This is a genomic window from Kitasatospora albolonga, assembly GCF_039535905.1.
In the GTDB taxonomy this organism is placed as follows: domain Bacteria; phylum Actinomycetota; class Actinomycetes; order Streptomycetales; family Streptomycetaceae; genus Kitasatospora; species Kitasatospora albolonga.
The window spans coordinates 37,873-64,393 of the sequence record NZ_BAAAYB010000144.1 but is presented as its reverse complement, the minus strand read 5'-3'; the positions used below and the strand labels follow the sequence as shown (position 1 = coordinate 64,393).

Genomic DNA, 26,521 nt, shown 5'->3' with positions numbered 1-26,521 from the left:
CCGCAGGATCGACCGCAGGCGGGTGGTGCGCGGACGGGCCGGGCGCTCGGCGACGGCCTGGGCCAGCGCGGGGCCGGCCGCGTGCACCACGGAGAGGTGGCGCTCGGCGCGGCCGAAGACGGTGTAGGCCCACTGCCTGGTCAGCCCGGCCGCGGCGTCCTCCGGGAGCACGGCGACCACGCCGGGCCAGCGACGGCCGACCGCCTGATGCCCCGTCAGGGCCCAGCCGTGGCGCAGCTCGGAGACCTTCGCGGGCGGCAGGGTGAGCCGGGTGCCGCCGGCCAGCTCCAGGTGCAGCCCGGCGGCGTCGCCGTCCAGCACGCGGCCGAGCCGGGCCACGCCCGGGGCGGGGGAGTGCACCACCCGGTCGCCCGGGTCGAAGCCGCCGAACCGGCCGGGGCCGGGGTTGAGCCGGGCCTTGGCCGCCGCGTTCAGCGCCCGGGTGCCGGCCGCGCCGCCGTGACCGGGCGTCAGCAGCACCACCTGCTCGGCCGGGATGCCGAGGGCGCGCGGGATGGAGTCGGTGAGCAGCTGCACCGCGCGGTGCACCGCCTCGCCGCCGTCCTTGGCGGTGAGGATCACCACCTCCTTCTCCGGTGCGTCGACGGGCTGGAGCTCGCCGATGCCGATGGAGGAGACCAGCTCGCCGATCGGGCCGAAGTCCGGTGTCCGGGAGGCGACCGCCGGGCAGGTCTTGGCGGCCAGCAGGTCGGCGAAGAACCGGCCGGGGCCGGCCGACCAGAGCTGCCCCGGGTCCCCGCTGAGCACCAGCCGGGTGGAGTCGGCCAGAGCCTCCAGCAGGGTGGCGGCCAGCTCGACGTCGACCAGCGGGGCGTCCAGCACGATCAGCAGGTCCAGGGCGAGCGAACCGTCCGAGGCCCGCGCCGGGCCATCGGCACCGGCCAGCAGCTCGCCGAGCACGGCGACCTCGGCGGCCCCGCTCCGCGCCCGCAGGGCGTCCCGGCCCTCGGCCGTCCACGTCGCGGCCCAGGCCCGGAGGCCCAGCCCGAGGGCGGCGGTGAGCAGGGCGGCGGGCTCCGCGCGGGCGGCCTCGCCGCCGGTGTGCAGCACCACGGGGTGCTCGGCGACGGCACGGATCAGGGCGGTGGCGGAGGAGGACGGCGCGGCGACGGCGGCCGCCTCCCAGGCGGCAGGGCCGGGCTGCACGGGAGCCGACGGGGCGTCAGCGGGCTTGGCCACCGCGGCTCCGGCGTCCGGTGCGACCCCGGTGTTCGCCGCGTCGTCGGTGCCGCTGTCGGTGGTGCCGTCGATTCCGTCGGTCGAGTCGGTCGCGTCGGTTGCGTCCTCGGAGGTGGAGGGCGCGTCGTCCTCCGAGCCGTCGTCGGCCGCCGCCGCGTCCGGGGCGGGCTCGGTGGCCCGGGCCGCCTCGTACTCCTCGTCGGTGCCGGGCACGAAGGTGGACATCACCCGTACGAGACCGTCCGCGAGGCTCTCCTCGGCGAGGGCCAGCCGCTCCAGTGCGAGCAGCGTCCGCATCGGGGGCTCGTCGTCCTCGTCGCCGGACGGGCGGTGGCCGGGCAGCTCCTCCTGAAAGGCCATCACCCGGCCGTCCACCACGACCTCCTGGAGCGCGGCGGCCGCGTCCGGCAGGCCGAGCCGCTCCAGCCCCGAGGCCACCTCGCCGATCTCCGCCGCCGAGTCGCCGCGCAGCGCGGCCTGCTCCAGCAGCCAGGGCACCAGTGCCTGGGCACGGCGCGGGTCGCCGGGCCCGGCCGCCGGGCCGAGCAGGCCCCGGGCGAAGCCGTCCGCCTGGTCGGGCCGGACACCGGGGAGGGCGAGCACCGCCCACGGGTCCTCCCGCAGCAGGCCGGCCGCGCCCTCGCCGAGCGCCGCCACGGCGGCCGGGGCGAAGTCGGCCGGGGCGCCCCCGGCCGTCAGCACCTCGGCGGCCTCCCGCAGCGCCTGCTCGCGCTGCCCGTCCACCGCGCCGGGGGCCGGGGCGGTGGCCCCGCCCGGCGCGGAGGAGGCGGTGGCGGGGCCGGAGCCGCCGCCGACCGTGCCGCCGACCGTACGGATCGCCTCGGCCAGCGCGGCCACGGTGGCCGCCGTCGCCGGCCCGGCCGCTGTCGTACCGTCAGCTCCCGCGGCGCCCGCAGCTCCCGGCTCGGACGCCCGCTCGGATGCCCGCTCGGACGCTCCTCGGGGTGCCTGCTCGGGTGCCTGCCCACGTCCCTGGTCCGGAGCGCCCTCGGCCACGTTCTCCGCTTCCTCCACGTCGCCCACCACTTCGCTCCTACAGCTCCGTCCAGCCCTGGTCCGGGTAGCGGTGCACCGGGGCCGAGACGTCGTCCAGCGCACCGCGGATCTCACCCGGTAGCGTAAGCGCCTCCACCGACAGGGCCGCCGCCAGCTGTCCGGCGGTCCGGGCGCCGACCAGCGCGCTCGCCACGCCGGGCCGGTCCCGGGCCCAGGCGAGGGCCACCGCGAGCGGGCTGCTGGCCAGACCGTCGGCGGCGGTGGCGAGGGCGTCCACGATCCGGCGCGACCGCTCGCCGAGGTACGGCTGCACGAAGCCCGACAGGTGGGGCGAGGCCCCGCGCGACTCGGGCGGCACGCCGTGCCGGTACTTCCCGGTGAGCACGCCGCGACCGAGCGGGGAGGAGGCGATCACCCCGAGCCCCGCGTCCAGGGCGGCGGGCAGCACCTCGCGCTCGATGCCGCGCTGGAGCAGCGAGTACTCCATCTGGGTGGAGGCCAGCGGGACCCGGCCGGGGTGGGCGCGCTGCCAGGTGGCGGCCTTGGCCAGCTGCCAGCCGCTGTGGTTGGAGAGCCCGACGTAGCGCGCCCGGCCGGAGGAGACGGCCAGGTCGAGGGCGTGCAGGGTCTCCTCGGTGGGGGTGCCGGGGTCGAAGGCGTGCACCTGCCACAGATCCACGTAGTCGGTGCCCAGGCGGCGCAGCGAGGCGTCGAGGGCGGACAGCAGGCCGCCGCGGGAGGTGTCGAAGCGCCGGTCGGAGTCGGGGGTGCTGCCGGCCTTGGTGGCGATCACCAGGTCCGAGCGCGGGACCAGACCGTCCGTCAGCCGGGAGATCAGGTACTCGGCGCCGCCGTCGGCGTACACGTCGGCGGTGTCGACGAGGGTGCCGCCGGCGTCGACGAAGGTCTTGAGCTGCTCGGCGGCCTCGTGCTCGTCGGTGTCCCGGCCCCAGGTCATGGTGCCCAGGCCGAGCCGGGAGACCCGCAGGCCGGTCCGGCCGAGGTGACGCTGTTCCATCGGGCAGACCCTCCGTCGGCTGACCCGCGCCCGGGTGACGTCGGCGGCGACATCGGCGCAGGTGGGGGAAGGTGCCTCCCCCGTCGGCCGAGCGTAGCGGCCCCGGCCCGGGCCGCCGCGCCGACGTGCCGGGAGCGCGACACGCGTGTGTTCCCGGGCGACACGCGCGGACCTGTCGGGCGACACGCGCGGACCCGAAGGGCGACACGTGCGGGTACCTACCGGTGGGTAGCTTGACCGGCTACGCTCCGTCCAGCGGCTCGCCGTCGGGCGGCCGGGCCACCACGCACCCCCGTACCCCCTGACACCCCTCCGGAGGGCCATCCCATGCGACTCGGCATCAATCTCGGCTACTGGGGCCTCGGCATGGACGCCGACAACATCGCCGTCGCCCAGGAGGCCGACCGGCTCGGCTACTCGGTCTGCTGGGCGGCCGAGGCGTACGGGTCGGACGCCGCCACCGTGCTCTCCTACGTGGCCGCCAAGACCGAGCGGATCGACGTCGGCTCCGCCATCTTCCAGATCCCGGCCCGGACCCCCGCGATGACCGCCATGACCGCGGCCACCCTGGACACCCTGTCGGGCGGCCGCTTCCGGCTCGGTCTCGGCGTCTCCGGCCCGCAGGTCTCCGAGGGCTGGTACGGCGTCAAGTTCGACAAGCCGCTGGCCCGCACCCGCGAGTACGTGGAGATCATCCGCAAGGCGATGTCCCGCGAGCGGCTCAGCCACGAGGGCGCCCACTGGACCCTGCCGCTGCCCGGCGGCCCGGGCAAGCCGCTCAAGCTGACGGTGCATCCGGTCCGCGAGCACATCCCGCTCTACATCGCCGCGATCGGCCCGAAGAACCTGGAGCAGACCGGCGAGATCGCCGACGGCTGGCTCGGCATCTTCTTCGCCCCCGAGCACGCCGCACTCTCCCTCGACCCGCTCAAGGCCGGCCGGGCCAAGGCCGGGCAGACCCTGGAGGGCTTCGACCTCTGCCCGACCGTCGCCATCTCGGTCGGCGAGGACGTCAAGGCCGCCGCCGACGTGCAGCGCCCCTACACCGCCCTCTACGTCGGCGGCATGGGCTCCAAGGAGAAGAACTTCTACAACCAGCTGGCCCGGCGGATGGGCTACGAGCAGGCCGCCGACGAGATCCAGGAGAAGTACCTGGCCAAGGACTACGCGGGTGCGGCCGCCGCCGTCCCGCACGACCTGATCGACTCCACCGCGCTGCTCGGCACCACCGAGCGGATCGCCGACCGGATGCAGGCCTACGCCGACGCGGGCGTCACCACCCTCACCCTCGCCCCCGCCGGAATCGCCAACACGGTGGAAGAGAGGATCAACACTCTCCGCGTCGGTGTGGAGGCTCTGGAGCGGGCGGGGCTCGCCTAACGGTGGGCATCCCTGGGGGCCGGGTTCGCCCGTTCAGCGGCGCGAGCCGCCCCGGCCCCTGGGGAACACATGTCCACCATGACCAGCACCAACGACGCGCCCGTGACGCCGTACGACGGCTGCGGGCGCTGTCTGCTCGGCGTCCGCAGACTCTCCCGAGTACAGGGGGCCACGTCGTCCCCCGCACGGCAGCGTGACCTCATTCTGGACGCCGTTGCCCGGGAGGGCGGGCACATCATCGGGTGGGCGGACGACTGGGAGGTGTCCGGTGCATCCGACCCGTTCACCCGGCCGAAGCTGGGGCCGTGGCTCAAGGGCCAGCACGGGCCGTACGACGGGCTCGCGGCGTCGGCCGTGGACCGCATCGGCCGTGACGTGTTCGAGGGGCTGCGACTGGCCCGAGAGAACGCCGCTGCTGGCCGGACACTGCTCACGGCTGACCACGCCGGGTACTGGGACCTGAACGACTCGAACCAGGAGCAGGAGTTCACCCTCAAACTGTTCATGGCGCAGGGCGAGCACCGCAACATCCGGACCCGCAACCGGCAGGAGTCGGAGCGGGCGCGGAAGGCCGGGCAGGTGGCGCACCGTCCGTCGTACGGCTTCATGCACGTGCGGCTGACGCACGGCGGCAAGGTGGACCACACGGAGAACGAGCCGGAGTCGGAGGCCGTGGCCCGTGAGTTCGCGCGCCGTCTGCTGGCCGACGAAACCGGCAGGGTGACCGTGGACTCGGAGGCTGCGCGGCTGACCCGCGCGGGTGTGCTCTCGCCGTCCGACTGGTCCCGCGTGATGTACGGCAAGGAACCGACCGGCGGCCGATGGTCGGGGAACGTGATCAAGCGAATCTGTCTCGCGGATGCCTCGTTGGGCTACCTCACGCACAAGGGAAAGGCCGTACTCGGACCGAACGGGCACCCGGTGCGAATCGCTCCGGGCTTGTGGGACCGCACCACACAGGCAGCGCTTCGGGCGAAGCTCACCAAGACACCAGCCGGGCCGCGAGCCCCGAAGGGTGAACTCCTGCTCTCCGGCGGGGGCTTCTGCGGCATCTGCTCTGTGCGGCTCTACAGGAGCACGACGACGCACAAGGGCGGCATCCTTCCGGCGTGGGCCTGCAAGGCCCGCACGGATGGCATCCCGGGGTCTGAGGCGTGTCCTCAGCCGGTCGCGCCCATCACCGAGATGGACGAGATCACTGAGCGGCGGTTCCTCGCCGACTTCGGGCCTGCTGAGTTCACCGAACGAGTGTGGGAGCCGGGGAACGGCGTGGCTCAGCGCATCGCGGACCTAAAGGCCGACCGAATGCGGCTCCGAGACGACCGCGCGGCGGGCCTTTACGACGCGCCGGATGACGCCGAGTGGTTCCGCCGGGAGTATGCCCGGATGGGGGAGGAGTTGAAGGCGGCCGAGGCCACGCCGGAAAAGCCCGCCGGGTGGTACAGCGTGCCGACCGGTCGGACTGTCGCCGACGAGTGGCGAGCCGGGGACACCGTGGCGCGCCGGGAGCTGCTGGCCGGGTTCGGCGTGCGCACGCTGCTGTACCCGGCACGCGGCCCGCTCAAGCGAGACCCACGGATCGTGGTCATCACGACTGACCCGGGAGCAGATCAGTTGGCCGACGCGCTGGAGGCGGCACGGGCCAACGTCGCCTGACCGCCGCCGCGCTGCGGGCGGTTGCGCTGCGGGCCGTCTGCTGGACCTACGGGTCTGGTGGGCGGCCCGCTGGTGTTTGTGGGGACCCTCCCAGCCGGCGGCCGGGGTGACGGCCCGGGGTTGAGCGGCTGCGTGTTCCGCGGCTTGTAGGACTTCTACAGACGGCGTTAACCGTCCCGGCTCAATACAGGTGGAGAAGTTCTCCGCCGCGAGAAGGCGGGACCGGTGTTTACCGGACTGCCTGAATACGGGTGGAGGGGTGCGGGCGCGTTGCGCTTGTGGTGGCACCTGTGAGCGACCTCGGCCGTGTGCCGGGGTCGCTTGTTTTTGTCTCGGGATTCGTCCCTGGGCGAGCGGACGGGTGCGCTTCCTGGCTGTTCATGATCACCGGATTCGTCGGGAGGAGCGCAGGGATGGAGACACCCGCCCCGGTTGTGTGCCGGGTGTGTGGGGTGCGGCCCCGGGCCCGCGACGGCCCGCAGCCCGTCTGTGTGGACGACCGCTGCCGCCGGGCGCTGAAGTTGGCCGAGGAGTCGCGGCGCGCGGCCGTCAGGGAGCTTGCACCCTCTGTGCTGTGCGGTGAGTGCGCCTCGCCGTCGGGCAAGCGGCCCGCCCGCTCTGGGCAGGTCACCTACTGCGAGCCGTGCACGGCCGAGCGCCGGGAGCGCCGACGCGAGGACGCCCGCCGTGCCGAACTGCTGGAGCGCGCACGGCAGGGCCCCCGGCCGTGCCACAACCGCCGCTGCACGGGCACCGTGGACGCCCTGGCCGACCCCCGCAGGCGGTACTGCTCTGACCGGTGCTCCCGCGCCGCCGAGCACGCCCGCCGCAAGGCCCGCCAGGCCGGGAAAGACCCCGGCGAGAAGGCCCGCCCGTGTCGACGCTGCCGCTTCCGCCGGGAGGCGATGGCGTTCCCGGACGGCGTCTGCCGCGCCTGCCAGGACGAGCAGCGCCGCCGCCTGAAGGACCGCCGGGAGTCGATCCGCCGGAAGGTGTCCGAGCGCCACGGCGACCGGTGCGCGTACTGCCCGCCCGCACTGGCCACGCCGGGCGAAGTCCTGGACCACGTACGGCCGGTGGCGCGCGGCGGGCTCACGGAGATCGCCAATCTCCGCTGGGCCTGCCGGGACTGCAACACCGACAAGGGCGACATGTTGCTGACTGAGTGGATCTCCCCGCGCGAGCGCCTGACCCCATCTCAGATTCGGGGGGATGTCGTGACGTGCGCAAACCCCCCAACCCCCTGACCCCAGGGAGGGGGGACCACCCCGCCCCGGACCCGCCGAGCCCCTTGCCAGAGCGGGCCGGACCCCTCCGAATCCCGGACCATGATCACCAGATTCGGAGCGGACGGGACGGCCAGCATGCCGTTTCACCCCCAACCCTCTGGTGATCATGAACCCCGCCACCGACCGAACGAAGGACCCCCAACCATGATCCACCCGTTCTCCCTCTCCGCCCGCCGCAAGGCTCTGGAACTGTCCGTGGCCGAGGTCGCCGACCGCGTCGGCGTCCACGTCGCCACCGTCTACGCCTGGGAGGCCGAGGACAAGACCCCGACCCCCGCGCACTACCTCACGTGGTGCAACGCACTCGGCCTGACCTACCGCGACGTGGTCAACCACGAAGCGTGGGAGGACAACCCGGACGCCGAGTTCATGTACCTGTCCGCACTGCTCACCCTGCAACGGACGACGGGCGCGCACTTCATGGGCGGTGACGCGAAGCTGTTCCGGACCCCCGACGGCTACCGCCCGCCGACCGCCGCCGACCTGTTCAACGGCACTCCCGCGGCTTCCGCCGGCTGACCCCCGAACACCCCAACTCCCCATCCCCTGGCCGTAGATGGCCGGGGGTTTCGCGTTCCCGCCACCGTGGCGGAACCCCGAGGAAAGGCGCTACCCCCAATGACCGGCAACACCTTCGAGATAGACGACGTCGTGGCCGTGGGCCTGGCCCTGATGCGCTCGAACTCCGTGCTCGGCGAGTGCGTGATGCGCGACGCCGAAGCGGGATTCACCGGCGGCCGGGGCGACTCGGTGCGGGTGCGCACCCCCAAGCGCCGCACCGCCCAGAACTTCAACGGCACCACCGTCTACACCAAGGTGGAGGAAGGCCACGCGCAGGTGAAGCTGACCGACGAGCCGACCGACGCCGCCGCCTTCACCACCAAGGACATGACGCTCAACATCGAGAGCTTCGGCGAGCAGGTTCTGAAGCCGCAGATGGACGCGGTGTCGACCTACGTCGAGAAGTCCGCCGCCTCCCTGCTCAACGCCGCGAGCAAGGCCGCCACCGCGCGGGTGATCAAGGCAGCCGCGCAGCCCGGCGAGGCCGGTCACGTCGTCAAGATGCTGACCGCCGCAGCCGCCGACTTCACCCGCCGCGAGATCCCCGCCACCGACCGGTTCCTGGCCATCGGCCCGGACGTGCAGAACATCCTCCTGGATGTCGAAGGACTCCAGAAGGTCAACGAGGCCGGAGACTCCCAGGCACTGCGCCACGCGACCATGGGCGAGCTGTTCGGCTTCCGCGCGGTCGTCTCCCCGCACCTGGACGGCGCGGTGGCCTTCCACAAGACCGCCTACGCCCTCGCGGTGCGCGCCCCCAGCGAGGTGCAGGGCGGAGCCCGCTCCATCTCCTCCGCCGACAACGGCTACGCGCTGCGCATAACCCTGGACTTCGACCCGTCCGTGAAGTCCGAGGTGTCCATCGTGGACACCCTGTGCGGCGTGGCCACCATCGACCCGGCCCGCGCCATCGCCTTCAAGGTCACCCCGCCCGCCGCAGCGTGACCCACCGGGCGGGGCCCCTCCGCCGAACGACGGGACTCCCGCCCGGCCGCTCGCCGCCCCCACTCGAAGACCGGAGAGACCCGTGCCCGCCGACCACCCCACCCCCGCCGAGGCCATCCCCGGGGGTGTCGCCCACCCCGACACCCCCACGCCCGCCGACGCCGCGCCGCCCGCCGTGACCGAGGCTGAGCCCGAACGCCGGCCGGAGCCCGAGCCCGACCCGCGAGACGCCCAAATCGCCGAACTGGAGGCCGAGTTGGCCCACGTCCGCGCGGAGCACAGCGGCGCATCCGTCGAGGCGGACGAGCTGCGCGCCCAGGCCGCCGAGGACGCCCGCCGGGCCGAGACTGAGCAGACCATCACCGCCTACTCGCTCCCGCCGTTCGCCGCCGACGCAGCCCGCGCCGCCGCCCCCTTCGTGGACTTGGACGCGCTGTGCGAGAAGCTGGCCAAGGCGACAATCCCGCGCCCGTTGTTCGGCCGTGGCGGACTCGACCCGACCGCCCCCACCAAGCCCGACCACCAGGCCATTGCCGAACGGCTGCTCCGCCGGGCATGGTGACCACGAGGCCACCCTGGGCCCCGTGCGCCTGCCTCACAGCCCCGCAGCACCCGACAGGGGCATGGGACCCCGGGTGCTCCTGCCGGGCCGCGAGGCGGACGCACAGCGCTTTCGTGAGCCCATCAAGGCGAGCGCCGAGGTTCGCACGCCCTCGTAGCCGCGCAGTTCTGTGCGGTTTCCTTGCGAGCAGCCAACGAGTCGGAGTCGAACGGCTTCGCGCTTGCCTGACATGCTCCAAAGTCTCCAACTTCCTTGCATTGCAGCATGGTTGACAAGCGTCGACCACTGGGGCAGTGCACGTCGGCGCATGACGCCGGTCATGGCACCCCGGGGGGTGACTCCCTCGCTCCCCCTCTTCCTCTCCGGGGCGTCATAGCAGCCCAGATCCGATGCGCATAGGCATGAACCAACCCTCATGTGCACAGCGTGACAATCAACCACCATGAGTAGTGAAAGGGGCGCCCACCTGCACAAGATCATCACCGACCTACGGGCCCGACTCGCCGCCCTGGAGATCGAGTTGGACCCCCAGGAAGACGCCGCGCTCCGCCTCGCCGAACACCACCTACGCGACGCCGCGCACTGCGACGAACAAGTCCAGGCAGACGGCCGCCTGATCGCCGGAGGCACCCGCCACGGCGTCATGGTCGCCCATCCCCTGATCGCCGAGGCCCGCCAACTCCGCGCCGAAGCGGGCCGCCTGATCGCCCGCGTACGCCTCCCCGCCGACGAGCCACCGGCGGGCCGCTCCAGCGCCGCCCGCAGCCTCGCCGCCCACCGTTGGGGCAACCGCATCTGACCACCCGAGTGAACCGGCCCCGACTGTCCACCGAGCTTGGGCAGTTGGGGCCTATCGTCGTTTTTGGGCCGGTTACGCTGCGCTCAGCCGGCGGTAGACGCTGCGTGACTCTGGCGACGAGTCAGGTTAGAACGGTCTCGCCGAAGGGCGAGTGTCCCTGGGCACCCTTGACGCGCATCACTCCGAAGGGTGAGGGTCGTGCATACCAGTGCAACTGACTCGACAGGGGCGGGGACCGTGAAGCTAACGTTCATCGGAATTGATCCCAACACGGACACGGACCAGAGCCCTACCGTGTGGGTGGATGAGGAAGCCGAAGACCTGGTGTTTCAGTCGTACGTGGCCGACGAAGAGACCGTGGCCACCTGCGCTGAGACCCACATCCCAGGCCACTCGTCGGGGTGCCCCGAAGGTGAGGGTATCTTCCGTGTCCCGTTCCGCATGGTGCCGATGATCCGAGAGGCTTGTGATGTCGCAGAGCGTGCCCACCGTCGCCGACTTGATGAGGACGGCAAAGACGTCCGCAGTGCATCTTGAGCTGCACGACAGCTACGGGATCGCGCGAGAGACGGAGGCTCTGCGGAGGTGGCGGGAGACAGGCACGCGCAACGTTGACCCAACATCGGACCACTGGCGGACGTGGGTCGAGCTGATCCGCGAGACGACCGGCCGAGGGGTTGCCGTGCGCCGGGCCCGGATCGTCTCGGAGCCCGTCTCCGATTACATCCGCTACGAGCACGCCGGAACGGCCGTCGTAGTAGGCGCAGGAGAGGAAGTCCGTTGGCTGCCGCGCCGGTTGGCATCGCCGCTGGCGCTACCGGGCAATGACTTCTGGCTGTTCGACAACCAGATCGTGCGGTTCAATCACTTCACGGGCGACGGGGCCAGCGCTGCCCCGGAGTACACCGAGGACCCTGCCGTTGCTGCGCTGTGCACGTCGGCGTTCGCGGCAGTCTGGGACCTAGCTACGCCTCACGCTGACTTCAAGGTCTGAGGGGCCCGGACAGCTCGACCATGCCCGCCTCGCCGCTCTCCAGTGCCCAAGAGGCTCGGAAGGCTATCGCCGACGCCTTGGGGGCCATCCGCAAAGACGCTGAGTTGTCCGGCCTTGAGCTGGCCCGGCGCTGCGGGTGGCACCCGTCCAAGTCCTCTCGAATCGAGAACGCACGCACCACGCCCGCCGACGCTGACATCCGGGCGTGGTGCGAGGTGTGCGGTGTGCCGGATCGAGCGCCCGACCTCATCGCCGCGTCCCGGTCGGCTGACTCGATGTACACCGAGTGGAAGCGGCTCCACGGCACCGGCATGCGCCGTACACAGGAAGAGGTAGTGCCGCTCTACGAGCGGACGCGCCTCATGCGGGTCTACTGCTCCACGGTGGTGCCTGGGCTGCTTCAAACCCCCGCCTACGCCACGGGGTTGCTGGAGGCGATCACTGAGTTTCGGGGCATCCCAAACGACGTGCCAGAAGCCGTAGCGGCCCGCATCGCGCGGTCTCACGTCCTCCGTGAGGGCAATCACCGATTCGCTCTGCTGATCGAACAGGGCGTGCTGCACCACCAGATGGCCGACTCGGAGGGGATGGCCGGGCAACTCGGTCATCTGTTGGCCGTGATCGCCCTGCCGAACGTGTCGCTCGGGGTGGTGCCGCATGCTGGCCGCCGGAAGCTGTGGCCCATGGAGACGTTCTCGATCTTCGACGACGCCCGCGTGCAGGTGGAGCTGCTGTCCGCGCGCGTGGTCATCACGACGCCCAGCGAGGTCGCCACCTACGCACGGGCGTTCCAAGAACTGTCCCGGATGGCTGTCTACGGGGCGCAGGCGCGGACGCTCCTCACCGAGGCCATCGCCGCTCTGGGGTGACGTTCTGCAATGCCGTGCAACTTGCTCGCGGCCCGGCCTGCTCGGTCCCTACCGTCCTGCTGACGGGATTGCAGATGCATCCGCAGCAGCGGAAGTAGGGAGCGTGCAAGCGATGACGAACGGTACTCGGCAGCGACGATTCCCCCGGGACGACCGGCGAGCCACCCCGGACGCGATGGCCGCCGTTCTGGAGGAGTACCGGGCGGCGAACGCGACGGGTCGTGCGGTGATCTATCCGCGGGACCCGGAGTGCCCGTGCCCGAAGTGCACGGAGCTGAGGTTGGCCCGCGATGCCGCCGCTTGAGCTGGTGGCGGCGCCCGGGGAGCCGAAGCCGGGCATGGTGATGCGCTATGAGGTGGTGGAGGCTGCGGGGTCTCACGTCCTGCGGGATGTGGTCCTGGCCGAGTTCTGCACCCTGCCGGACGCGTCGGGCCAGCCGTCGTTGCTGGCGTTCCCCGACGCCTACCACGCGCGCCTGTGGCTGATGATGGCCGACACCCGCAAGCAGTACGCGGTGAGTGCGAGCCGCGTCCGCGCGGAGCAGGGCAAGAAGCCGTTGCCGGAGCACGCGGCGTGGCTGCGGTTCGATCTCTACGCCCCCACGCCGGCTGACCCGTTCATCGCCCCGGAAAGGCCCGATCCGGTAGCCGTTGAGGTGGCCCGGCAGGCGGCCCTGCACTCGGAACGCCTGCGACACCGGCACCAGCACTAGCGCACCCCAACTCGTCTGATCATCACCGGATTTGGTGCTGTTGGGGTGGGGTGCGGGATCGTGGGCCGACCGCGCGAGCGGCGCGCGGGAGCGGCCACCAATGAAGGGGCGAGACCCATGAAGAAGATCGCTGCGAAGCTCTGGCGGATCATCCGGGGCCCGATGCAGTGGCGCGTTCTGTGGCTGTGGCACTCGAAGTTCATGGTCGGGGTCACGGGCATCGTCCGCGACGACGAAGGCCGGGTGTTGCTCCTCAAGCACCGGATGTGGCCGGAGGGTCGGCAGTGGGGTCTGCCGACCGGCTACGCGAACGCCAAGGAGGCGTTCGAAGACACGATCGTGCGTGAGGTCCAAGAGGAGACCGGACTCACGGTGAAGGTGCGCGAGCTGGCGCACCTGAAGAGCGGATACAAGCTGCGCGTCGAAGTCGCCTACGAGGCGCTGTACGTCAGTGGACGGATCAAGGTCGCTTCGTTCGAGATCTTGGAGGCCCGATGGTTCTCACCGGACAATCTCCCCGAGGGAGTGCAGGACTCGCACCGGCAGCTGATCAGTCGTCAGCGCTCCTGACGCTGGGTCGCTCGCTCACCCCGTCGTGCCTGGGGCCGAACGAACATCTGGCCGGAGACCCGGCCGAGCGCGCCGAACTGGCGCACCTGCTGGCCGCGCGCCGGGCGACGGCCGCGCTCGACCAGGCGCACCCGCACGTGACGTTCTCCCTGCTGCACTGGGTGCTGGACACCTGGGCGGACGAGTCGGCGCGGGAGGTGTTCCGTCAGGGATCGGCCCTCCTGGCCGACCGCTACCGGGAGCTGGGATTGAACCAGCTCCTGCCGATCGATCGGGTGTGGGTCGGGGTGCGCTCGACTCAACCCGATGCGTTCGGCGGGTTCCACCACCCGAACCAGGGCTACCGACACGTGCAGATGGCGTCCGTGATCACGCGGTACGGGCGGCTGAGTGACCCCCGACTGACCTCGCCCGAACTGGTGGCTCTGGACCTGCTCAGGTCCTACGCGCACGACTGCCTGCACTGGGGATCGTTCCGGGAGTACCGACTCCAGGGCGGGCACGTGGTCCGGAGTCGGTACGGGATCAACCGGCGCGACCCGCAGGGGCACACCTACTCGGCGCGGGACCAGGAGGACGCCGTCTCGACCCGAAATCTCGGGATCGTGATGGAGGGCGCGACCGATTGGGAGGCCCGGACGATCGCCGCCACGGTGGCCGACCGGCTCGACCTGGCCGAGCGGATCGCACTCCCCGATCGGCTGGCCTTCCGCGACACCACGGGCCGTCTGAAGCCCTCCGACTTCGATCACGCCGAGCCCGGGGTTGCCACGCGCTTCCACTTGGCGATGGCCGGATACGAACACGCTGTCGGGGTGCGGTATCAGCGCTTCCTGACCGAGATGGGCGGAGCTGACTCGGGCACGCTGCACGGGCTGATCGTGGCCGCGATGATCGGCGGGGACCTGTCCGGCCTGACCGGGTGGCTCGATCAGCGGCACGGTTCCCGGGCGTTCCCGCGCCTCTTCCGCTCATCGGCCTACACCGGGCCGGACCCCGGCCAGTAGCCGCCCCTGGGCTGCCCGTCCGTGCGCCGTTCCCCCGTGGCGCACGGGCGGGCGTAGGGTTGGGTGCGGCCCGAAAGCTCGGCCGGGCTGAGGCGGTATCCTTCCAGGCGATAAACGAATCTGGCCCCGGCCGGCTTCACCCTGGAGGAGCGGATCACCGCCCTGCGCACCGGCGTCGAGGCTCTGGAGCGCGCCGGACTCGCCTGACCCGGCCCGGGGTCCCGCACCGAGTCCGCCGAGTCCGCCGAGTCCGCCGAGCCCGGTGGCTCCGGCGGGCTTGGCGGATCAGGTGGCTCCGGCGCTGCTACAGCCAGCCGCTGCGCTTGAAGACCCGGTGCAGGACCAGACAGATCGTCACCATCACCCCGACCGCCGCCGGGTAGCCCCAGGGCTGGCGCAGCTCGGGCATGTCCTCGAAGTTCATCCCGTACACGCCCGCGATCATCGTCGGCACGGCGGCCAGCGCCGCCCAGGCCGAGATCTTCCGCATGTCGTTGTTCTGCTGCACGCTGACCTGCGCGAGGTTGGCGTTCAGGATGTCGGAGAGCAACCGGTCGAGCGCGTCCACCTGCTCGTTGACCCGGGTCAGGTGGTCGGCCACGTCGCGGAAGTACGGCCGCAGCTTGGCGGGGACGGACTCCACGGTGCCCGAGGCCAGGCGCAGCAGCGGTTCCTGGAGCGGGACGGTGGCCTTCCGCACGCCGGTCACCTGCCGTTTGAAGGCGTAGATCCGCTCGGCCAGCCCGCGGACCGGGCGGCCGGGCGCGAACACCTCGGCCTCCAGGTCGTCCAGGTCGCCCTGGAGCGCGGTGGTGATCTCCAGGTACTGGTCCACCACCATGTCGGCGACGGCGTAGAGCACGGCGGCCGGGCCCTGTGCGAGCAGCTCGGGCTCCTTCTCCAGCGTGGAGCGCAGGCCGGCGAGCGGGCTGTCCGTGCCGTGCCGGACCGTCATCACGTAGCAGTCGCCGAGGAAGAGCATCACCTCGCCGGTGGAGACGGTGTGCCCGTCCGGGTGGTAGCCGAGGGTCTTGAGCACCATGAAGGCCGAGCCGGGGAACCGCTCCAGCTTGGGGCGCTGATGGGCCGTCACGGCGTCCTCGACGGCGAGCGGGTGGAGGCCGAACTCCTCGCTGACCAGGTCCAGCTCGCCGGTCGTGGGCTCCACCAGGCCGAGCCAGACGAAAGCGTCTCCGGCCTTCCGGGCGGCCGCCAGGGCGTCCGAGAGGTCCTCGGGGCCCGGGGTGCGACGGCCTGCGCGGTATATGGCGCTGTCGACGATCATGCGGTCCATTCTGGTGCCTGCCGCCCCGTTGCGGCCCGAAAAGTGCACCATACCGAGCCTGTGGGCCGCCGGAAGGCCGTACGCTGACGCCATGCCGACCCTGTTGCTCGTCCGCCACGGCCGTTCCACCGCCAACACGGCGGGGGTGCTCGCCGGTTGGACGCCCGACGTGCACCTCGACGAGACCGGCCGGGCCCAGGCCGCCGAGCTGGCCGCGCGGCTGGACGGGATCCCCTTGGTCAAGGCCGTCTCCAGCCCGTTGGAGCGCTGCGCCGAGACCCTCGCCCCGCTGCTCGGGGGCCGCCCCGAGCTCGGCCCGGCCGCCGTGGACGAGCGACTCGGCGAGTGCCACTACGGGGACTGGACCGGGCGGCCGCTGGCCGAGCTGGCCAAGGAGCCGCTCTGGCGCACCGTCCAGGACCACGCGGCGGCGGCGGTGTTCCCCGGCGGCGAGTCGCTGCGGGAGCTGAGCCACCGGACGGTGGACGCCGTGCGGGAGTGGAACGAGAAGATCGAGGCCGAGCACGGGCCGGACGCGGTCTGGGTCGCCTGCTCGCACGGCGACGTGATCAAGGCGGTGGTGGCGGACGCGCTCGGCCTGCACCTGGACCACTTCCAGCGGATCTCGGTCGAACCTTGCTCGGTCACCGCGATCCGCTACACCCCGCAGCGGCCGTTCGTGCTGCGGGTCGGGGACACCGGGAGTCTGGCCTCGCTCGCGCCGCGACCCCCGGCCGAGGGCGGAGGCGGCGGCAACGGGGACGCCGTGGTCGGCGGGGACACCGGAGTCCGCTAGGCGTCGTGACGGCCGGGGGCGGGAACGGCGCGGCGGGAGGCGCGTGGCGGGTGACGGCGGCGGTGGCCCGTCGACGTGACGGCGCACGCCCCTCCATCTGACGCAGCGGCACCCGGCCTGCCCCAACTGGGCTGCGCAGGCCGTAGGGTGGCCGGTGAGACCACGATCCACAGCGCGACACCCGCCACGTCCCAGATGGCCAGTCCCAGATCGCCACGGCGCCACGGCGCCAGATTCCAGAACCCGGAGCGAGCACGTGCCCCGTCAGGTCCACTTCTATGACCAGCCCGAGAGGTTCGTCGCGGGCACCGTCGGCCAGCCCGGGGCCCGGGCCTTCTTCCTCCAGGCCAGCGCGCGGGGTCGGATCACCTCCGTACTGCTGGAGAAGGCCCAGGTGGCCGCGCTCGCGGAACGGGTCGAGCAGGTGCTCGACGAGGCCCTGAGGCGCAGCGGGGGCGACGCGGACATCCCGCAGTCCGCACCGGCCGAGCTGATCGACACGGCGCCGCTCGACCTCCCGCTGGAGCAGGAGTTCCGGGTCGGCACCATGGCGCTGGCCTGGGACAGCGTCGAGGAGTGCCTGGTGGTCGAGGCCCAGGCGGTGGTCGAGACCGAGGAGGACGCCGCCGAGGCGGAGGCCGAGTACTACGACGACGAGGACGACGAGAACGGCCCCGACATGCTCCGGGTCCGGCTCAGCGGTGCGATGGCCCGCGTCTTCGCCAAGCGCGCACTCGACCTGGTCGCGGCCGGCCGCAAGCCCTGCCCGTTCTGCAACCTGCCGCTCGACCCCGAGGGCCACCTCTGCCCCCGGGCGAACGGGTACCGGCGCTGACCGTGGAGCGCACGGGCGGGGCGGGACCGCAGGCGGATCGGACGGCGACGGAGCCGGAGTCGGAGTCGGCGTCGGTCGCGGCTGCCGAGTCGATGGCGGAGTCGGCTGCGGCGGAGGGCCGGGCCGAGGGGCAGATCGAGGAGCAGATCGAGGTACCGGTGGCGGACCCGGCCGTCAGCGCCGCGCTGGCCGCCGACCCGGAGGCCGCACTGGAACTGCTCCGCTCGGGCGAACTGGAGGTGCACGGCCGGGTCACCAGCGCCTCCAACGCCGTGCTCTACTGCACCGTCACCCTGGATGGCCTGACCGTGCCCTGCGCCTACAAGCCGGTCGCGGGGGAGCAGCCGCTGTGGGACTTCCCCGACGGCACGCTGGCCGGGCGGGAAGAGGCCTCCTTCCTGGTCTCGGCCGCCACCGGGTGGGGCCTGGTGCCGCCCACGGTGATGCGGGACGGCCAGGCCGGGCCCGGCACGGTGCAGCTCTGGATCGAACCGGACGACGAGGCCGAGGAACTGATCGACCTTCAGGACCCGGCCGGCCCCGAACCCGGCTGGCTCCCGATCGTCCGCGCGGACGTGGGTGGCGGGCGGACGGCCCTGCTGGTGCACCGCGACGACGAGCGGCTGCGCCGTCTGGCGGTACTCGACGCGGTGCTGAACAACTCCGACCGGAAGGGCGGCCACTGGATCACCGCTCCGGACGGCCGGCTGTACGGCATCGACCACGGCGTGACCTTCGCGGAACCGGCCAAGCTGCGCACCCTGCTCTGGGGCTGGGCCGGCGAGCCGCTGCCGGACGAGGCGTCAGAGGTGCTCGGCCGGTTGGCCGGTGCCCTGGACGGCGCACTCGGGGAGAGCCTGCGCCCGCTGATCACGCCCGTCGAACTGGACGCGACCCGGGCCCGGGTCACCGTGCTGGTGCGTGGCGGACGTCACCCGGAGCCGTCGCCCGACTGGCCGTCCATCCCCTGGCCGCCGGTCTGAGACCGGGGCGAGTCCGGGATACACCCGGTATTTGGTTGGTGTGCCCAGCGCGCCTCCGGTGCGCGCCCGGTGCGTATGCGGCGAGTGTGAGGCCTGCGCTCGGGTCGGCCCGGGGCGCCGGCACGGGGAATGGTACGAGGCTCCCAGGTGGGCGCGGGGCGAACCGGTAGCGAACGCAATCCGGCCGATCTCGCGTACTGGTTAGCCTTTCAAATGATCGCGAGGTTAGAGTCGAGCCATGCATTCCTGGCCCGCCTCCGAGGTTCCCGCCCTGCCTGGTCAGGGGCTTCCCCTCCACATCCACGACACCGCCACGAACAGCGTCCGGGAGGTGGTCCCGCAGGGGCCGACCGCCCGGCTGTACGTCTGCGGCATCACCCCCTACGACGCCACCCACCTCGGCCACGCCGCCACCTACAACACCTTCGACCTGGTGCAGCGGGTCTGGAAGGACGCCGGCCACGACGTCCTGTACGTCCAGAACGTCACCGACGTGGACGACCCGCTGCTGGAGCGGGCGGTGGCGACCGGTCAGGACTGGACGGTGCTGGCCGAGCGTGAGACCGCCCTGTTCCGTGAGGACATGACGGCGCTGCGGATGCTCCCCCCGGCCCACTACATCGGCGCCGTCGAGTCGATCCCGTGGATCGTCCCGCTGGTGAAGAAGCTGCTCGCCTCCGGTGCGGCCTACGAGCTGGACGGCGACATCTACTTCTCGGTCGAGTCCGACCCGCACTTCGGCGAGGTCTCCGGCCTCGACCGGGAGGAGATGGTCCCGGTCTTCGCCGAGCGCGGCGGTGACCCGGAGCGCCCGGGCAAGAAGCACCCGCTGGACGCCCTGCTCTGGCTCTCGGCCCGCCCGAACGAGCCCGCCTGGGACACCGAGCTCGGCCACGGCCGGCCCGGTTGGCACATCGAGTGCGTGGCCATCGCGCTGCAGTACCTGGACATGGGCTTCGACATCCAGGGTGGCGGCAGCGACCTCTCCTTCCCGCACCACGAGATGGGCGCCTCCCACGCCCAGGTCGCCAGCGGTGCGCACCCCTACGCCCGGGCGTACGTGCACGCCGGGATGGTCGGGCTCGACGGGCACAAGATGTCCAAGTCGCGCGGGAACCTGGTCTTCGTCTCGGCCCTGCGCCGGGAGGGTGTCGACCCGGCAGCGATCCGGCTCGCGCTGCTGGCCCACCACTACCGCAGCGACTGGGAGTGGACCCAGGACGACCTGGACCAGGCGCAGGAGCGGCTCGCCCGCTGGCGCGCCGCGGTCTCCCGGCCTGACGGCCCGTCGGCCGAGGAACTGCTGGCCGAGGTCCGCGCCGCGCTCGCCGACGACCTGAACGCTCCGGCGGCACTGGCCGCCGTGGACCGCTGGGCCGACCGGCAGGCCGAGACCGGTGGCACCGACATCGGCGCCCCGGGCCTGGTCTCCCGGACGGTGGACGCCCTGCTGGGCGTGGCGCTCTAGGGATCGGACGGGACAGGGTCCGCACCGCTTCGAGATTCTCGTCGTGGTGCGGACCCTGTCGTTTCGTCAGATGCTCGTCCCGTCAACGCCCGTGCTCGGCGTCGGCGCTCCTACGGGCGTCGGTGCTCCTGCGGTCGCTGTCGGTCGCTGGGCGTCGGCCGGTTGACGACGGCCGGTCGACGACGGCTCACTGGTCCTCGTCCTGCGGGTTCTTCGGCTCGGTGGCGTGGCCGGAGACGGGCTTCTCGCCGGTCGGGCCGAGGTTGTCCCGACGCCTGAGGTACCGCTCGAACTCGCGGGCGATGGCGTCTCCCGACGCCTCCGGCAGTTCGGCGGTGTCCTGAGCCTCCTCCAGCTGCTGGACGTACTCCGCCACCTCGCTGTCCTCCGCGGCCAGCTGGTCCACTCCGAGCTGCCAGGCCCGGGAGTCCTCGGTCAGCTCGCCCGGCGGGATCCGCAGGTCGAGCAGGTCCTCCAGCTTGTTGATGAGGGCCAGGGTGGCCTTCGGGTTCGGCGGCTGCGCCACGTAGTGCGGCACTGCGGCCCAGAGCGTCACGGCCGGGACACCGGCGTGGGCGCAGGCCTCCTGGAGCACGCCGACGATGCCGGTCGGCCCCTCGTAGCGGCTCTCCTCCAGGTCGAGCGAGCGGGCCAGTGCGGCGTCCGAGGTGACCCCGCTCACCGGGACCGGCCGGCTGTGCGGGGCGTCGCCCAGCAGGGCGCCCAGGATCACCACCAGCTCGACGCCCAACTCATGGGCGAAGCCGAGCAGTTCGTTGCAGTACGAGCGCCAGCGCATGCTGGGCTCGATGCCGCGGACCAGCACGAGGTCGCGCGGGCGCGGCTCCGTCACCCGGACCACCGAGAGCCGGGTGGTCGGCCAGGTGATCCGACGCACCCCGCCGTCCAGCCAGATGGTCGGTCGGTTGACCTGGAAGTCGTAGTAGTCCTCGGCGTCCAGTGCCGCGAAGACCTTGCCGCCCCAGGTCGAGTCGAGGTGCCCTACGGCGGCGGAGGCCGCGTCACCTGCGTCGTTCCAGCCTTCGAAGGCGCAGACCATCACCGGGTCGATCAACTCGGGAACATCTTCCAGCTCGATCACCCAGCGTCTCCCTCCGGACGTTCCATGGTCCCTACCTGCCCAGCCTACGAGCTTTGAAGCGTGGGCCAGGAGCGGTCGAGCCTATCCCGGGGAACCCTTGGCGACCCAGTCGGTTTTGGACACTCATGGACAGCTGTCTATAATTGCTGGACAGTCGTCCATGAAAGGGAGCCTGACGTGAACCTCCTCGCGAACGTCCTGGTCGGTCTGGTGGCCGCGTTGCACATGTGGATCCTGGTGCTGGAGATGTTCCTCTGGGAGCGGGCGCCGGGCCGCGGGCTCTCGGGCTTCGACGCCGCGATGGCCAAGGCCACTGCGCCGCTGGCGGCCAATCAGGGGTTGTACAACGGCTTCCTCGCCGCCGGTCTGGTCTGGGGTCTGGTGGCGGCGGACCCGACCGGCTTCCGGGTCCAGGTCTTCTTCCTCAGCTGCGTGGTCGTGGCCGGTCTGTACGGTGCCGCCACCGCCAACCGCCGCATCCTGGTCGCCCAGGCGCTGCCCGGCGCGCTCGCCCTCACTGCGGTGCTGGTCGCGGGATGACCGACCCTCGTCCGCGGTCCGGTGCCCAGCCCGGCCGTCAGCCCGCTCGGCAAGCCGGTCATCAGGCCGGCTCTCGGCCCGATGCCCAGCCCGGGGCGCGGTCCGGCCCTCGCCCGGATCCGCATGCGGAGGGCCGGACCGCGACCGGCGCTGTGGTCGGCCCGGGCGTCGGACCCAGTGGTCGTCCCGACCCCAGGGCCGAGCGGACCAGGGCAAAGCTCCGGGCCGCCCTGCTCGCCGAGTGCGCCGAGCGTCCGCTGGAGGAGCTGGGGGTGGCGGCCCTCGCCCGGCGGGCCGGGGTCGGGCGGGCCACCTTCTACGTGCACTACCCCGACCTGCAGTCGCTGGCGGTGGACTCCTGCGCCGACGTCGTCCGGGACGGCGTGGAAGCGCTGCACGCCTGGCGCGGCGTGCCCGACCCGGCCTCGCCCCCGCCGCCCCTGGCGGACTTCCTGGCCGTGCTGGCCGGGCACGGCCCGCTCTACCGCACCCTGCTCACCCCCGGCGGCGGAGGCCCGCTCGGTGAGCTGATGCACCGTGAGCTGCGTGCCTACAGCCGCCGGGAGCGCGAGCTGGCGGGCGCCCCGCACGCCGCCCTGGTCGCCACCGCCGTCGCGGCGACCTTCACCGGACTGCTCGCCGACTGGGTGCACGGCGAGCTCCCGGGCACCCCCGCCCAACTGGCCGCCCACTGCTGGCGTCTGCTGATCGCGCTCCATCGCACCCCCCTCGATCCGGCCGATCCGGCTGACCCGGCCGATCCGGCCGATCCGGTCTGAAGGGCGGAGGACCCTTCTGACGATCCATCATGGGCCTGCTCGTCGCGTCTGTGACCCTGACGAATGTCAGGTACCGGTGGATTCGTCCCGGTGATTCTCTGATCTCGGCGCGGGAGACCCCGAGCCGAGAGAGCAGAGCAAGGAGAATCCTCATGTTCGGTGCACTCGGAGTACGCAGGCTGGTCATGGCCGGCGCGGCGCTGGCGCTGGGCGCCGCCACCCTCGGGGCGACGACCGTCAGCGCCGAGGCCGCCAGCGGCTGCTACGGCATCGGCGGCGGCAAGTACAACTGCAACGTCTGGAAGACCGCCCCGACGTACTGGGAGAACAACGTCCGCGCCGGCACCCTGAACGCCGGGACGAACTACTTCTACTGCCAGGCCGTCGGCACCCGGATGTCGGACGGGCCGTACTACAACAAGTGGTACGCCAAGACCGACGACGACAGCGGCAACAAGGGCGTCTGGGTCAACGTCATCTACCTCTCCGGCGGCGGCAACGACGAGCCCGTCCCGGGCCTGCCCTACTGCTGACGGCTCGGCCGACGGGCTGACGGCACGTCAACCCCCGTACTGCGCGAGGTAGCGCAGGACGAGGTCGACGTGGGGGCGCACCCGTTCAGGGACGCCCCCGGTGTCGGCCACGGTCTTGTCGCTGGTGCGGTAGCCCGCGGTGACCAGGGCGGGCAGGTCACCGCGGACTCCGCGCCGCTTCAACTGCTGGTCCAGCCAGCACACGTAGTTGCCCATCGTGATGATCGCGTCCGGAGCCGACATGTAGTCCTTCCGGCCGTCACCGTCACCGTCCTGGGCCCAGGCGTTGAAGACCGACGGGGTCCACATCGCGATCCCGTACTCCTCGGTCCGAGGGCGTGAAGCCTGCGCGTCGAAGCCGCTCTCCGCCTTGAGCATGGCGGCGATGAGCGCGGGTGTGATCTCGGGCTCCGGGCAGCGCCGGGCTGCCCGGTCGATGGGCTCGCGCAGGGCGGCGGGCACGTCGGCATCGGAGGGGAGGGCGCCGGCCCTGGCGGACGGGCCGGAAGGGGCGGACGCGGCGGAGGCAGCGGTTCCGCCGGGGGAGGGCCGCGCCGACGGGTCCGAAACCGCACCGGCGGCCGGAGGTGGGGGAGCGGGGCCGGCGGCCCGGTCCGGCAGACCGGCCCAGTGGACAGCCGGCACGGCCGCGATCAGCGCTGCGGCCAGGGGCAGACCGATCCGACGCCACCGTCGGGGAGGAGGGGGAGAATGCAGCAGTCTCAGCCGTGTCACCAGGCGAGCGGCGGTAGGGCGGAGCGCCTGATCGACGGTCAGACAGTCGGCGATCAGTGCCTGCCAGCCGTCGGGCAGCCGCTCGTCGAGCCGCAGTGGTGCACTGCCCCGGGCGTAGGCCTGGGCGGTCAGGGCCCTGGCCCGTGCGGTCGCGCCGAGGAAGGGGTGCAGCCCGCCCGTGAGCACCTGGTGCGCCAGGACGCCGAAGGCCCAGACGTCCGCACTGGGCCGGAGCTGGACGCCGCGTGGTCCGGATCGCTGGGACCACCACTCCGGGGGCACGTGGTCCAGCGAGCCCAGCGGCGGGGCGTAGGCGTGGGTCCCCTCCAGCTCGGTGGTCAGGCCGAAGTCGGCGAGCTTGATGTCGCCGGTGGGCATCAGCAGCACGTTCCCCGGCTTCAGGTCGCCGTGCACCCATCCCCGGCCGTGCATGTGGGCCAGCCCGGCGGCGAGCTCGCCGAGCATCTTCCCGACGCCCGGGAGGGAGCGTCCGGGCACGGCCGCCTGGAGGAGCTGCTGGAGGCTCAGCTCGGCCCGCTCCATCACCAGGGCGACGGCGCCGTCCAGCGCGGGGCAGGTCGGGTCACGCACGGTGGTGACGGCCAGGGTGCGGATCAGATGGGGGTGGTCGGCCCGTCGGCTGAAGCGGACCTCGCGCCGGGTGAGTTCCGCCATCGTCCGCCGCTGACCCGGGGTCAGCCGCCCGGGTGGGAGGAGCTTCACCGCAACGGGCATGCCGTCCGCCTCACAGGTGCCGGCGTACACCCGGCCCCAGGCCCCGGTACCGATCAGGGGCCCGATCCGGCAGCCGGCCACCAGATAGCCCGTCGGCACCTCGAGTTGGCCGGGTTCGGTCGGCATCGGCACTCCGCCCGCTCAGCCGAGCCGGAGGGCCGGTGCGGCGGGAGAGCCGGCCCGAGGCCGGGCCACCGGTGGGTTGAGCAGCACGAGGTGCTCCTCGCGGACCAGATCGAAGCGGAGCGCGAGCGAGACCAGCTCCTCCCGCTTGCGGCCGGTCCGCCCGCCGTCCTCGCAGTCGCGCAGCCGCAGCTTGGTCTCCGCCAGGTAGTCGATGTGGTAGTTGACGGCGGACCGGGTCAGCCCGCGTCCGGCCGGGAGGGCGCGGAGCCGGGCCAGCACGTCGCCCACCCCCGGCACGGCGGCGGCCGAGGGGTCCCGCAGGCGCGGTTCACAGAGGGCCAGCAGTACCAGGAAGTACTTCGCCGTCGGGTCCAGGGCGAAGGGGCTGACGGTGTGCTCGCCGCCTTGGTGGTCGGGTGGCCCGTCCAGGTAGGCGTGCTGCGGGGCGAAGACCTTGAACTCGGTGGAGCCGCCGACGGAGGGCAGCACCACCCGGGCGAACTCGAACGGCACGGGCGCCCCGAGCCGCCCCGGGGCGACCTTCAGGTGCTCGCCGGCGCCCTCCATGTTCTCCACCACGTAGGTCGCCGTGGGGCTGAAGTTGGAGAGCCGCCAGTAGTCCTCCGCCGCGATGATCTCCCCGGCCCGCCGGGAGACCCCCTGGTCGGACAGCTCGATCACGACCGGGCAGTCGGGCGCACCACGACCGAAGTCCGCCTGTTCGCCCGGCCCCATCCGGAGCAGCGGGGGCCGCTCCGAGGGCGCCGCCCCCGGGCGGCCGGGCAGTTGGACGATCACCGTGTCCATCGGGACTCCTCCCCGGGCCGACGGTCGTGCGCGAATCATGCTAGACGCTCCGCTGTTACGCGGTCACCATCCGTTCGGGTGGGTCTGGTTGACCCGATGTCAGCACACCGGCCCCGCCCGCCGCTCGCCGCCCCGGTCCTGGCTGGTCCTCGGTCCTCAGCACCACCCCGACCGGTAGGCCGCCCAGTGCTCCGGCGTGGCGGTGAAGTCCACGTACAGCGCCAGCCCGAAGGCCTGCCGTCCCGGTGCTTCCCGGCCCAGTGCCAAGCGGGCGCCCCGCACGGCGGCCGCCACCGTCTCCGCCGAGCCCCGGTGGCCGAAGGTGTCGTCCCAGTAGGCGGGCAGCCCCATCAGCAGGTCGACCTGAGGGGGCGTCACCTCCAGTGCGAGCTCGGTCTGCTGCGCCACGTAGCCGCCGTACAGCGACTCCGTCGGCATCGCGGTGTCGTAGGACATCACCGCGATCTGGTCCACCCGCCCGGCGACGTCCGCGAAGTACGCCTGGGACCACCACTTGCCGTGGTCGAAGGCGGCCGTGCTCAGCCGGTGCAGCCCGGGCAGCGGGTCGATCTGCGGGGAGGCCACCGAGAGGGGCACACCCCGGGCGGAGGTCAGCGCCCGGGTCCGGTCCAGCAGGTCCAGGAAGCCGGCCGAGTCGGAGCGCACCGGCTCCAGGTCGTAGTGCACCCCGTCGAAGCCGAGGTCCAGCACCTGCCCGGCCGCCCCGGCGATCCGGCCGCGCACCGTCGGATCGTCCAGATCGAGCCCCTCCTTCTCCGGCCGCACGACATCGCCCAGCCAGGACTGGACGCGCAGCCGGGGTAGCAAGCGGTGCACCTCGTCGACGAACTGACGCGCCCTCGGATACCGCTCGGCCGGGAGCGAGCCGTCGTGCTCCAGCGGCCCGGTGTGCACGTACAGGTCGCGCACTCCTGTCCCGGCGAGCAGCCGCGTCAACTCGGTGACGTCGGCTTCCCCCTTGCGCCCGTCCACCCAGGCGTGCCCGAGCCAGACCGCGTCCCGTCCCCTGGTCAGGGCCTGCGCCGAGGGCTCGCCGGTGTACTCCAACCGCAGCGCGGCGGCCGCCGTCGCGAGCGGAAGCAGCGTCAGGACCGAGCCCAGCAGCAGTGCCAGCAGGGCGCAGTACGCGGCCCTCCGCCACCGCGTCGAACCTGACCACGTCCGCCGGAATTTCTTGATCATCCGTCCTCCTCGTG

At 72.4% G+C, this 26,521-nt stretch carries 26 protein-coding genes; 19 read left to right on the top strand and 7 right to left on the bottom strand.

Features of this window, described 5'->3' with window-relative positions:
• Both ABD946_RS35485 and ABD946_RS35480 read right to left on the bottom strand, forming a co-directional pair.
• The coding region (locus ABD946_RS35485; RefSeq protein ID WP_345289823.1) for a helix-hairpin-helix domain-containing protein at positions 1-2,244 on the bottom strand (2,244 nt) is incomplete at its 3' end.
• Positions 2,245-2,254: 10 nt separating this feature from the next.
• Positions 2,255-3,235 (bottom strand): aldo/keto reductase, encoded by a 981-nt coding sequence (locus ABD946_RS35480; protein WP_345289822.1) that lies wholly within the window; start codon positions 3,233-3,235, stop codon positions 2,255-2,257.
• 327 nt (positions 3,236-3,562) lie between these two features.
• On the opposite strand from ABD946_RS35480, the gene ABD946_RS35475 reads away from it, so the two are divergent.
• The 12 genes from ABD946_RS35475 (at position 3,563) to ABD946_RS35420 (ending at position 14,580) form a co-directional block, all read left to right on the top strand.
• Positions 3,563-4,615, top strand: a complete 1,053-nt coding sequence (locus ABD946_RS35475) for an LLM class F420-dependent oxidoreductase (protein ID WP_345289821.1) — start codon at positions 3,563-3,565, stop codon at positions 4,613-4,615.
• 78 nt (positions 4,616-4,693) lie between these two features.
• Positions 4,694-6,271 carry a recombinase family protein gene (locus tag ABD946_RS35470; protein WP_345289819.1) on the top strand — a complete coding sequence of 526 codons (1,578 nt, stop codon included), beginning with the start codon at positions 4,694-4,696 and terminating at the stop codon, positions 6,269-6,271.
• A 413-nt stretch (positions 6,272-6,684) separates the two neighbouring features.
• Positions 6,685-7,518 carry an HNH endonuclease gene (locus tag ABD946_RS35465; protein ID WP_345289818.1) on the top strand — a complete coding sequence of 278 codons (834 nt, stop codon included), beginning with the start codon at positions 6,685-6,687 and terminating at the stop codon, positions 7,516-7,518.
• A 186-nt stretch (positions 7,519-7,704) separates the two neighbouring features.
• Positions 7,705-8,079, top strand: a complete 375-nt coding sequence (locus tag ABD946_RS35460; RefSeq protein ID WP_345289817.1) for a helix-turn-helix transcriptional regulator — start codon at positions 7,705-7,707, stop codon at positions 8,077-8,079.
• Between the two features lie 99 nt (positions 8,080-8,178).
• The gene (locus ABD946_RS35455) at positions 8,179-9,066 is read left to right on the top strand and encodes a major capsid protein (protein ID WP_345289816.1); all 888 of its coding nucleotides are present in this window, start codon (positions 8,179-8,181) and stop codon (positions 9,064-9,066) included.
• A gap of 82 nt (positions 9,067-9,148) precedes the next feature.
• Positions 9,149-9,628: a hypothetical protein gene (locus ABD946_RS35450; protein ID WP_345289815.1), complete on the top strand. Its 480-nt coding sequence runs from the start codon at positions 9,149-9,151 to the stop codon at positions 9,626-9,628.
• 442 nt (positions 9,629-10,070) lie between these two features.
• Positions 10,071-10,427 carry a hypothetical protein gene (locus ABD946_RS35445; protein ID WP_345289814.1) on the top strand — a complete coding sequence of 119 codons (357 nt, stop codon included), beginning with the start codon at positions 10,071-10,073 and terminating at the stop codon, positions 10,425-10,427.
• Positions 10,428-10,896: 469 nt separating this feature from the next.
• Positions 10,897-11,421 carry a DUF6879 family protein gene (locus ABD946_RS35440; RefSeq protein ID WP_345289812.1) on the top strand — a complete coding sequence of 175 codons (525 nt, stop codon included), beginning with the start codon at positions 10,897-10,899 and terminating at the stop codon, positions 11,419-11,421.
• A gap of 20 nt (positions 11,422-11,441) precedes the next feature.
• Positions 11,442-12,290 (top strand): helix-turn-helix domain-containing protein, encoded by an 849-nt coding sequence (locus ABD946_RS35435; protein ID WP_345289811.1) that lies wholly within the window; start codon positions 11,442-11,444, stop codon positions 12,288-12,290.
• A gap of 290 nt (positions 12,291-12,580) precedes the next feature.
• On the top strand, positions 12,581-13,003 hold the full coding sequence (locus tag ABD946_RS35430) for a hypothetical protein (RefSeq protein ID WP_345289810.1): 423 nt from the start codon (positions 12,581-12,583) through the stop codon (positions 13,001-13,003).
• A gap of 117 nt (positions 13,004-13,120) precedes the next feature.
• Positions 13,121-13,573, top strand: a complete 453-nt coding sequence (locus ABD946_RS35425; protein ID WP_345289809.1) for an NUDIX domain-containing protein — start codon at positions 13,121-13,123, stop codon at positions 13,571-13,573.
• A complete protein-coding gene (locus ABD946_RS35420; protein WP_345289808.1) occupies positions 13,498-14,580 on the top strand; it encodes a hypothetical protein in 1,083 nt (360 codons plus the stop codon). Before ABD946_RS35425 ends, ABD946_RS35420 begins: the two co-directional genes overlap by 76 nt.
• Positions 14,581-14,884: 304 nt before the next feature.
• Here the strand turns inward: ABD946_RS35420 and ABD946_RS35415 are convergent, their stop codons facing one another.
• Positions 14,885-15,865, bottom strand: a complete 981-nt coding sequence (locus ABD946_RS35415) for a magnesium and cobalt transport protein CorA (protein WP_345289807.1) — start codon at positions 15,863-15,865, stop codon at positions 14,885-14,887.
• Positions 15,866-15,956: 91 nt separating this feature from the next.
• On the opposite strand from ABD946_RS35415, the gene ABD946_RS35410 reads away from it, so the two are divergent.
• The 4 genes from ABD946_RS35410 (at position 15,957) to mshC (ending at position 19,947) form a co-directional block, all read left to right on the top strand.
• Entirely contained in the window at positions 15,957-16,661 is a 705-nt protein-coding gene (locus ABD946_RS35410; protein WP_345289806.1) for a histidine phosphatase family protein, read from the top strand.
• Between the two features lie 256 nt (positions 16,662-16,917).
• Entirely contained in the window at positions 16,918-17,496 is a 579-nt protein-coding gene (locus tag ABD946_RS35405; RefSeq protein WP_345289804.1) for a DUF3090 family protein, read from the top strand.
• Positions 17,497-17,681: 185 nt separating this feature from the next.
• Complete coding sequence (locus ABD946_RS35400) at positions 17,682-18,479, top strand: SCO1664 family protein (RefSeq protein WP_345289827.1); 798 nt, start codon at positions 17,682-17,684, stop codon at positions 18,477-18,479.
• Positions 18,480-18,717: 238 nt separating this feature from the next.
• Positions 18,718-19,947: a cysteine--1-D-myo-inosityl 2-amino-2-deoxy-alpha-D-glucopyranoside ligase gene (mshC, locus tag ABD946_RS35395; protein WP_345289803.1), complete on the top strand. Its 1,230-nt coding sequence runs from the start codon at positions 18,718-18,720 to the stop codon at positions 19,945-19,947.
• 187 nt (positions 19,948-20,134) lie between these two features.
• Here mshC and ABD946_RS35390 read toward each other — a convergent pair whose 3' ends face one another.
• Entirely contained in the window at positions 20,135-21,049 is a 915-nt protein-coding gene (locus ABD946_RS35390; RefSeq protein WP_345289802.1) for a PAC2 family protein, read from the bottom strand.
• 177 nt (positions 21,050-21,226) lie between these two features.
• On the opposite strand from ABD946_RS35390, the gene ABD946_RS35385 reads away from it, so the two are divergent.
• The 3 genes from ABD946_RS35385 (at position 21,227) to ABD946_RS35375 (ending at position 22,901) form a co-directional block, all read left to right on the top strand.
• Positions 21,227-21,589: a DUF1304 domain-containing protein gene (locus ABD946_RS35385; protein ID WP_345289801.1), complete on the top strand. Its 363-nt coding sequence runs from the start codon at positions 21,227-21,229 to the stop codon at positions 21,587-21,589.
• Positions 21,590-21,741: 152 nt separating this feature from the next.
• Positions 21,742-22,368: a TetR/AcrR family transcriptional regulator gene (locus ABD946_RS35380; protein WP_345289799.1), complete on the top strand. Its 627-nt coding sequence runs from the start codon at positions 21,742-21,744 to the stop codon at positions 22,366-22,368.
• Positions 22,369-22,520: 152 nt separating this feature from the next.
• The gene (locus ABD946_RS35375) at positions 22,521-22,901 is read left to right on the top strand and encodes a hypothetical protein (RefSeq protein WP_345289798.1); all 381 of its coding nucleotides are present in this window, start codon (positions 22,521-22,523) and stop codon (positions 22,899-22,901) included.
• A 27-nt stretch (positions 22,902-22,928) separates the two neighbouring features.
• Here ABD946_RS35375 and ABD946_RS35370 read toward each other — a convergent pair whose 3' ends face one another.
• From ABD946_RS35370 to ABD946_RS35360, 3 genes are all read right to left on the bottom strand, one after another.
• Positions 22,929-24,497, bottom strand: coding sequence for a serine/threonine-protein kinase (locus tag ABD946_RS35370; RefSeq protein ID WP_345289797.1), 1,569 nt, complete (start codon positions 24,495-24,497; stop codon positions 22,929-22,931).
• A 15-nt stretch (positions 24,498-24,512) separates the two neighbouring features.
• On the bottom strand, positions 24,513-25,304 hold the full coding sequence (locus ABD946_RS35365; protein WP_345289796.1) for a serine/threonine protein kinase: 792 nt from the start codon (positions 25,302-25,304) through the stop codon (positions 24,513-24,515).
• Positions 25,305-25,460: 156 nt separating this feature from the next.
• The gene (locus tag ABD946_RS35360) at positions 25,461-26,507 is read right to left on the bottom strand and encodes a glycoside hydrolase family 18 protein (protein WP_345289795.1); all 1,047 of its coding nucleotides are present in this window, start codon (positions 26,505-26,507) and stop codon (positions 25,461-25,463) included.
• Positions 26,508-26,521 lie beyond the last annotated feature (14 nt).

Bases quoted from the DNA above. Each gene is read 5' to 3' on its own strand.
- ABD946_RS35370 (WP_345289797.1), bottom strand. From the start codon at position 24,497: ATGCCGACCGAACCCGGCCAACTCGAGGTGCCGACGGGCTATCTGGTG.
- ABD946_RS35425 (WP_345289809.1), top strand. From the start codon at position 13,121: ATGAAGAAGATCGCTGCGAAGCTCTGGCGGATCATCCGGGGCCCGATG.
- ABD946_RS35480 (WP_345289822.1), bottom strand. From the start codon at position 3,235: ATGGAACAGCGTCACCTCGGCCGGACCGGCCTGCGGGTCTCCCGGCTC.
- ABD946_RS35410 (WP_345289806.1), top strand. From the start codon at position 15,957: ATGCCGACCCTGTTGCTCGTCCGCCACGGCCGTTCCACCGCCAACACG.
- ABD946_RS35420 (WP_345289808.1), top strand. From the start codon at position 13,498: ATGGTTCTCACCGGACAATCTCCCCGAGGGAGTGCAGGACTCGCACCG.
- mshC (WP_345289803.1), top strand. From the start codon at position 18,718: ATGCATTCCTGGCCCGCCTCCGAGGTTCCCGCCCTGCCTGGTCAGGGG.
- ABD946_RS35360 (WP_345289795.1), bottom strand. From the start codon at position 26,507: ATGATCAAGAAATTCCGGCGGACGTGGTCAGGTTCGACGCGGTGGCGG.
- ABD946_RS35365 (WP_345289796.1), bottom strand. From the start codon at position 25,304: ATGGACACGGTGATCGTCCAACTGCCCGGCCGCCCGGGGGCGGCGCCC.
- ABD946_RS35470 (WP_345289819.1), top strand. From the start codon at position 4,694: ATGACCAGCACCAACGACGCGCCCGTGACGCCGTACGACGGCTGCGGG.
- ABD946_RS35465 (WP_345289818.1), top strand. From the start codon at position 6,685: ATGGAGACACCCGCCCCGGTTGTGTGCCGGGTGTGTGGGGTGCGGCCC.
- ABD946_RS35415 (WP_345289807.1), bottom strand. From the start codon at position 15,865: ATGATCGTCGACAGCGCCATATACCGCGCAGGCCGTCGCACCCCGGGC.
- ABD946_RS35440 (WP_345289812.1), top strand. From the start codon at position 10,897: ATGTCGCAGAGCGTGCCCACCGTCGCCGACTTGATGAGGACGGCAAAG.
- ABD946_RS35445 (WP_345289814.1), top strand. From the start codon at position 10,071: ATGAGTAGTGAAAGGGGCGCCCACCTGCACAAGATCATCACCGACCTA.
- ABD946_RS35460 (WP_345289817.1), top strand. From the start codon at position 7,705: ATGATCCACCCGTTCTCCCTCTCCGCCCGCCGCAAGGCTCTGGAACTG.
- ABD946_RS35375 (WP_345289798.1), top strand. From the start codon at position 22,521: ATGTTCGGTGCACTCGGAGTACGCAGGCTGGTCATGGCCGGCGCGGCG.
- ABD946_RS35435 (WP_345289811.1), top strand. From the start codon at position 11,442: ATGCCCGCCTCGCCGCTCTCCAGTGCCCAAGAGGCTCGGAAGGCTATC.
- ABD946_RS35475 (WP_345289821.1), top strand. From the start codon at position 3,563: ATGCGACTCGGCATCAATCTCGGCTACTGGGGCCTCGGCATGGACGCC.
- ABD946_RS35430 (WP_345289810.1), top strand. From the start codon at position 12,581: ATGCCGCCGCTTGAGCTGGTGGCGGCGCCCGGGGAGCCGAAGCCGGGC.
- ABD946_RS35455 (WP_345289816.1), top strand. From the start codon at position 8,179: ATGACCGGCAACACCTTCGAGATAGACGACGTCGTGGCCGTGGGCCTG.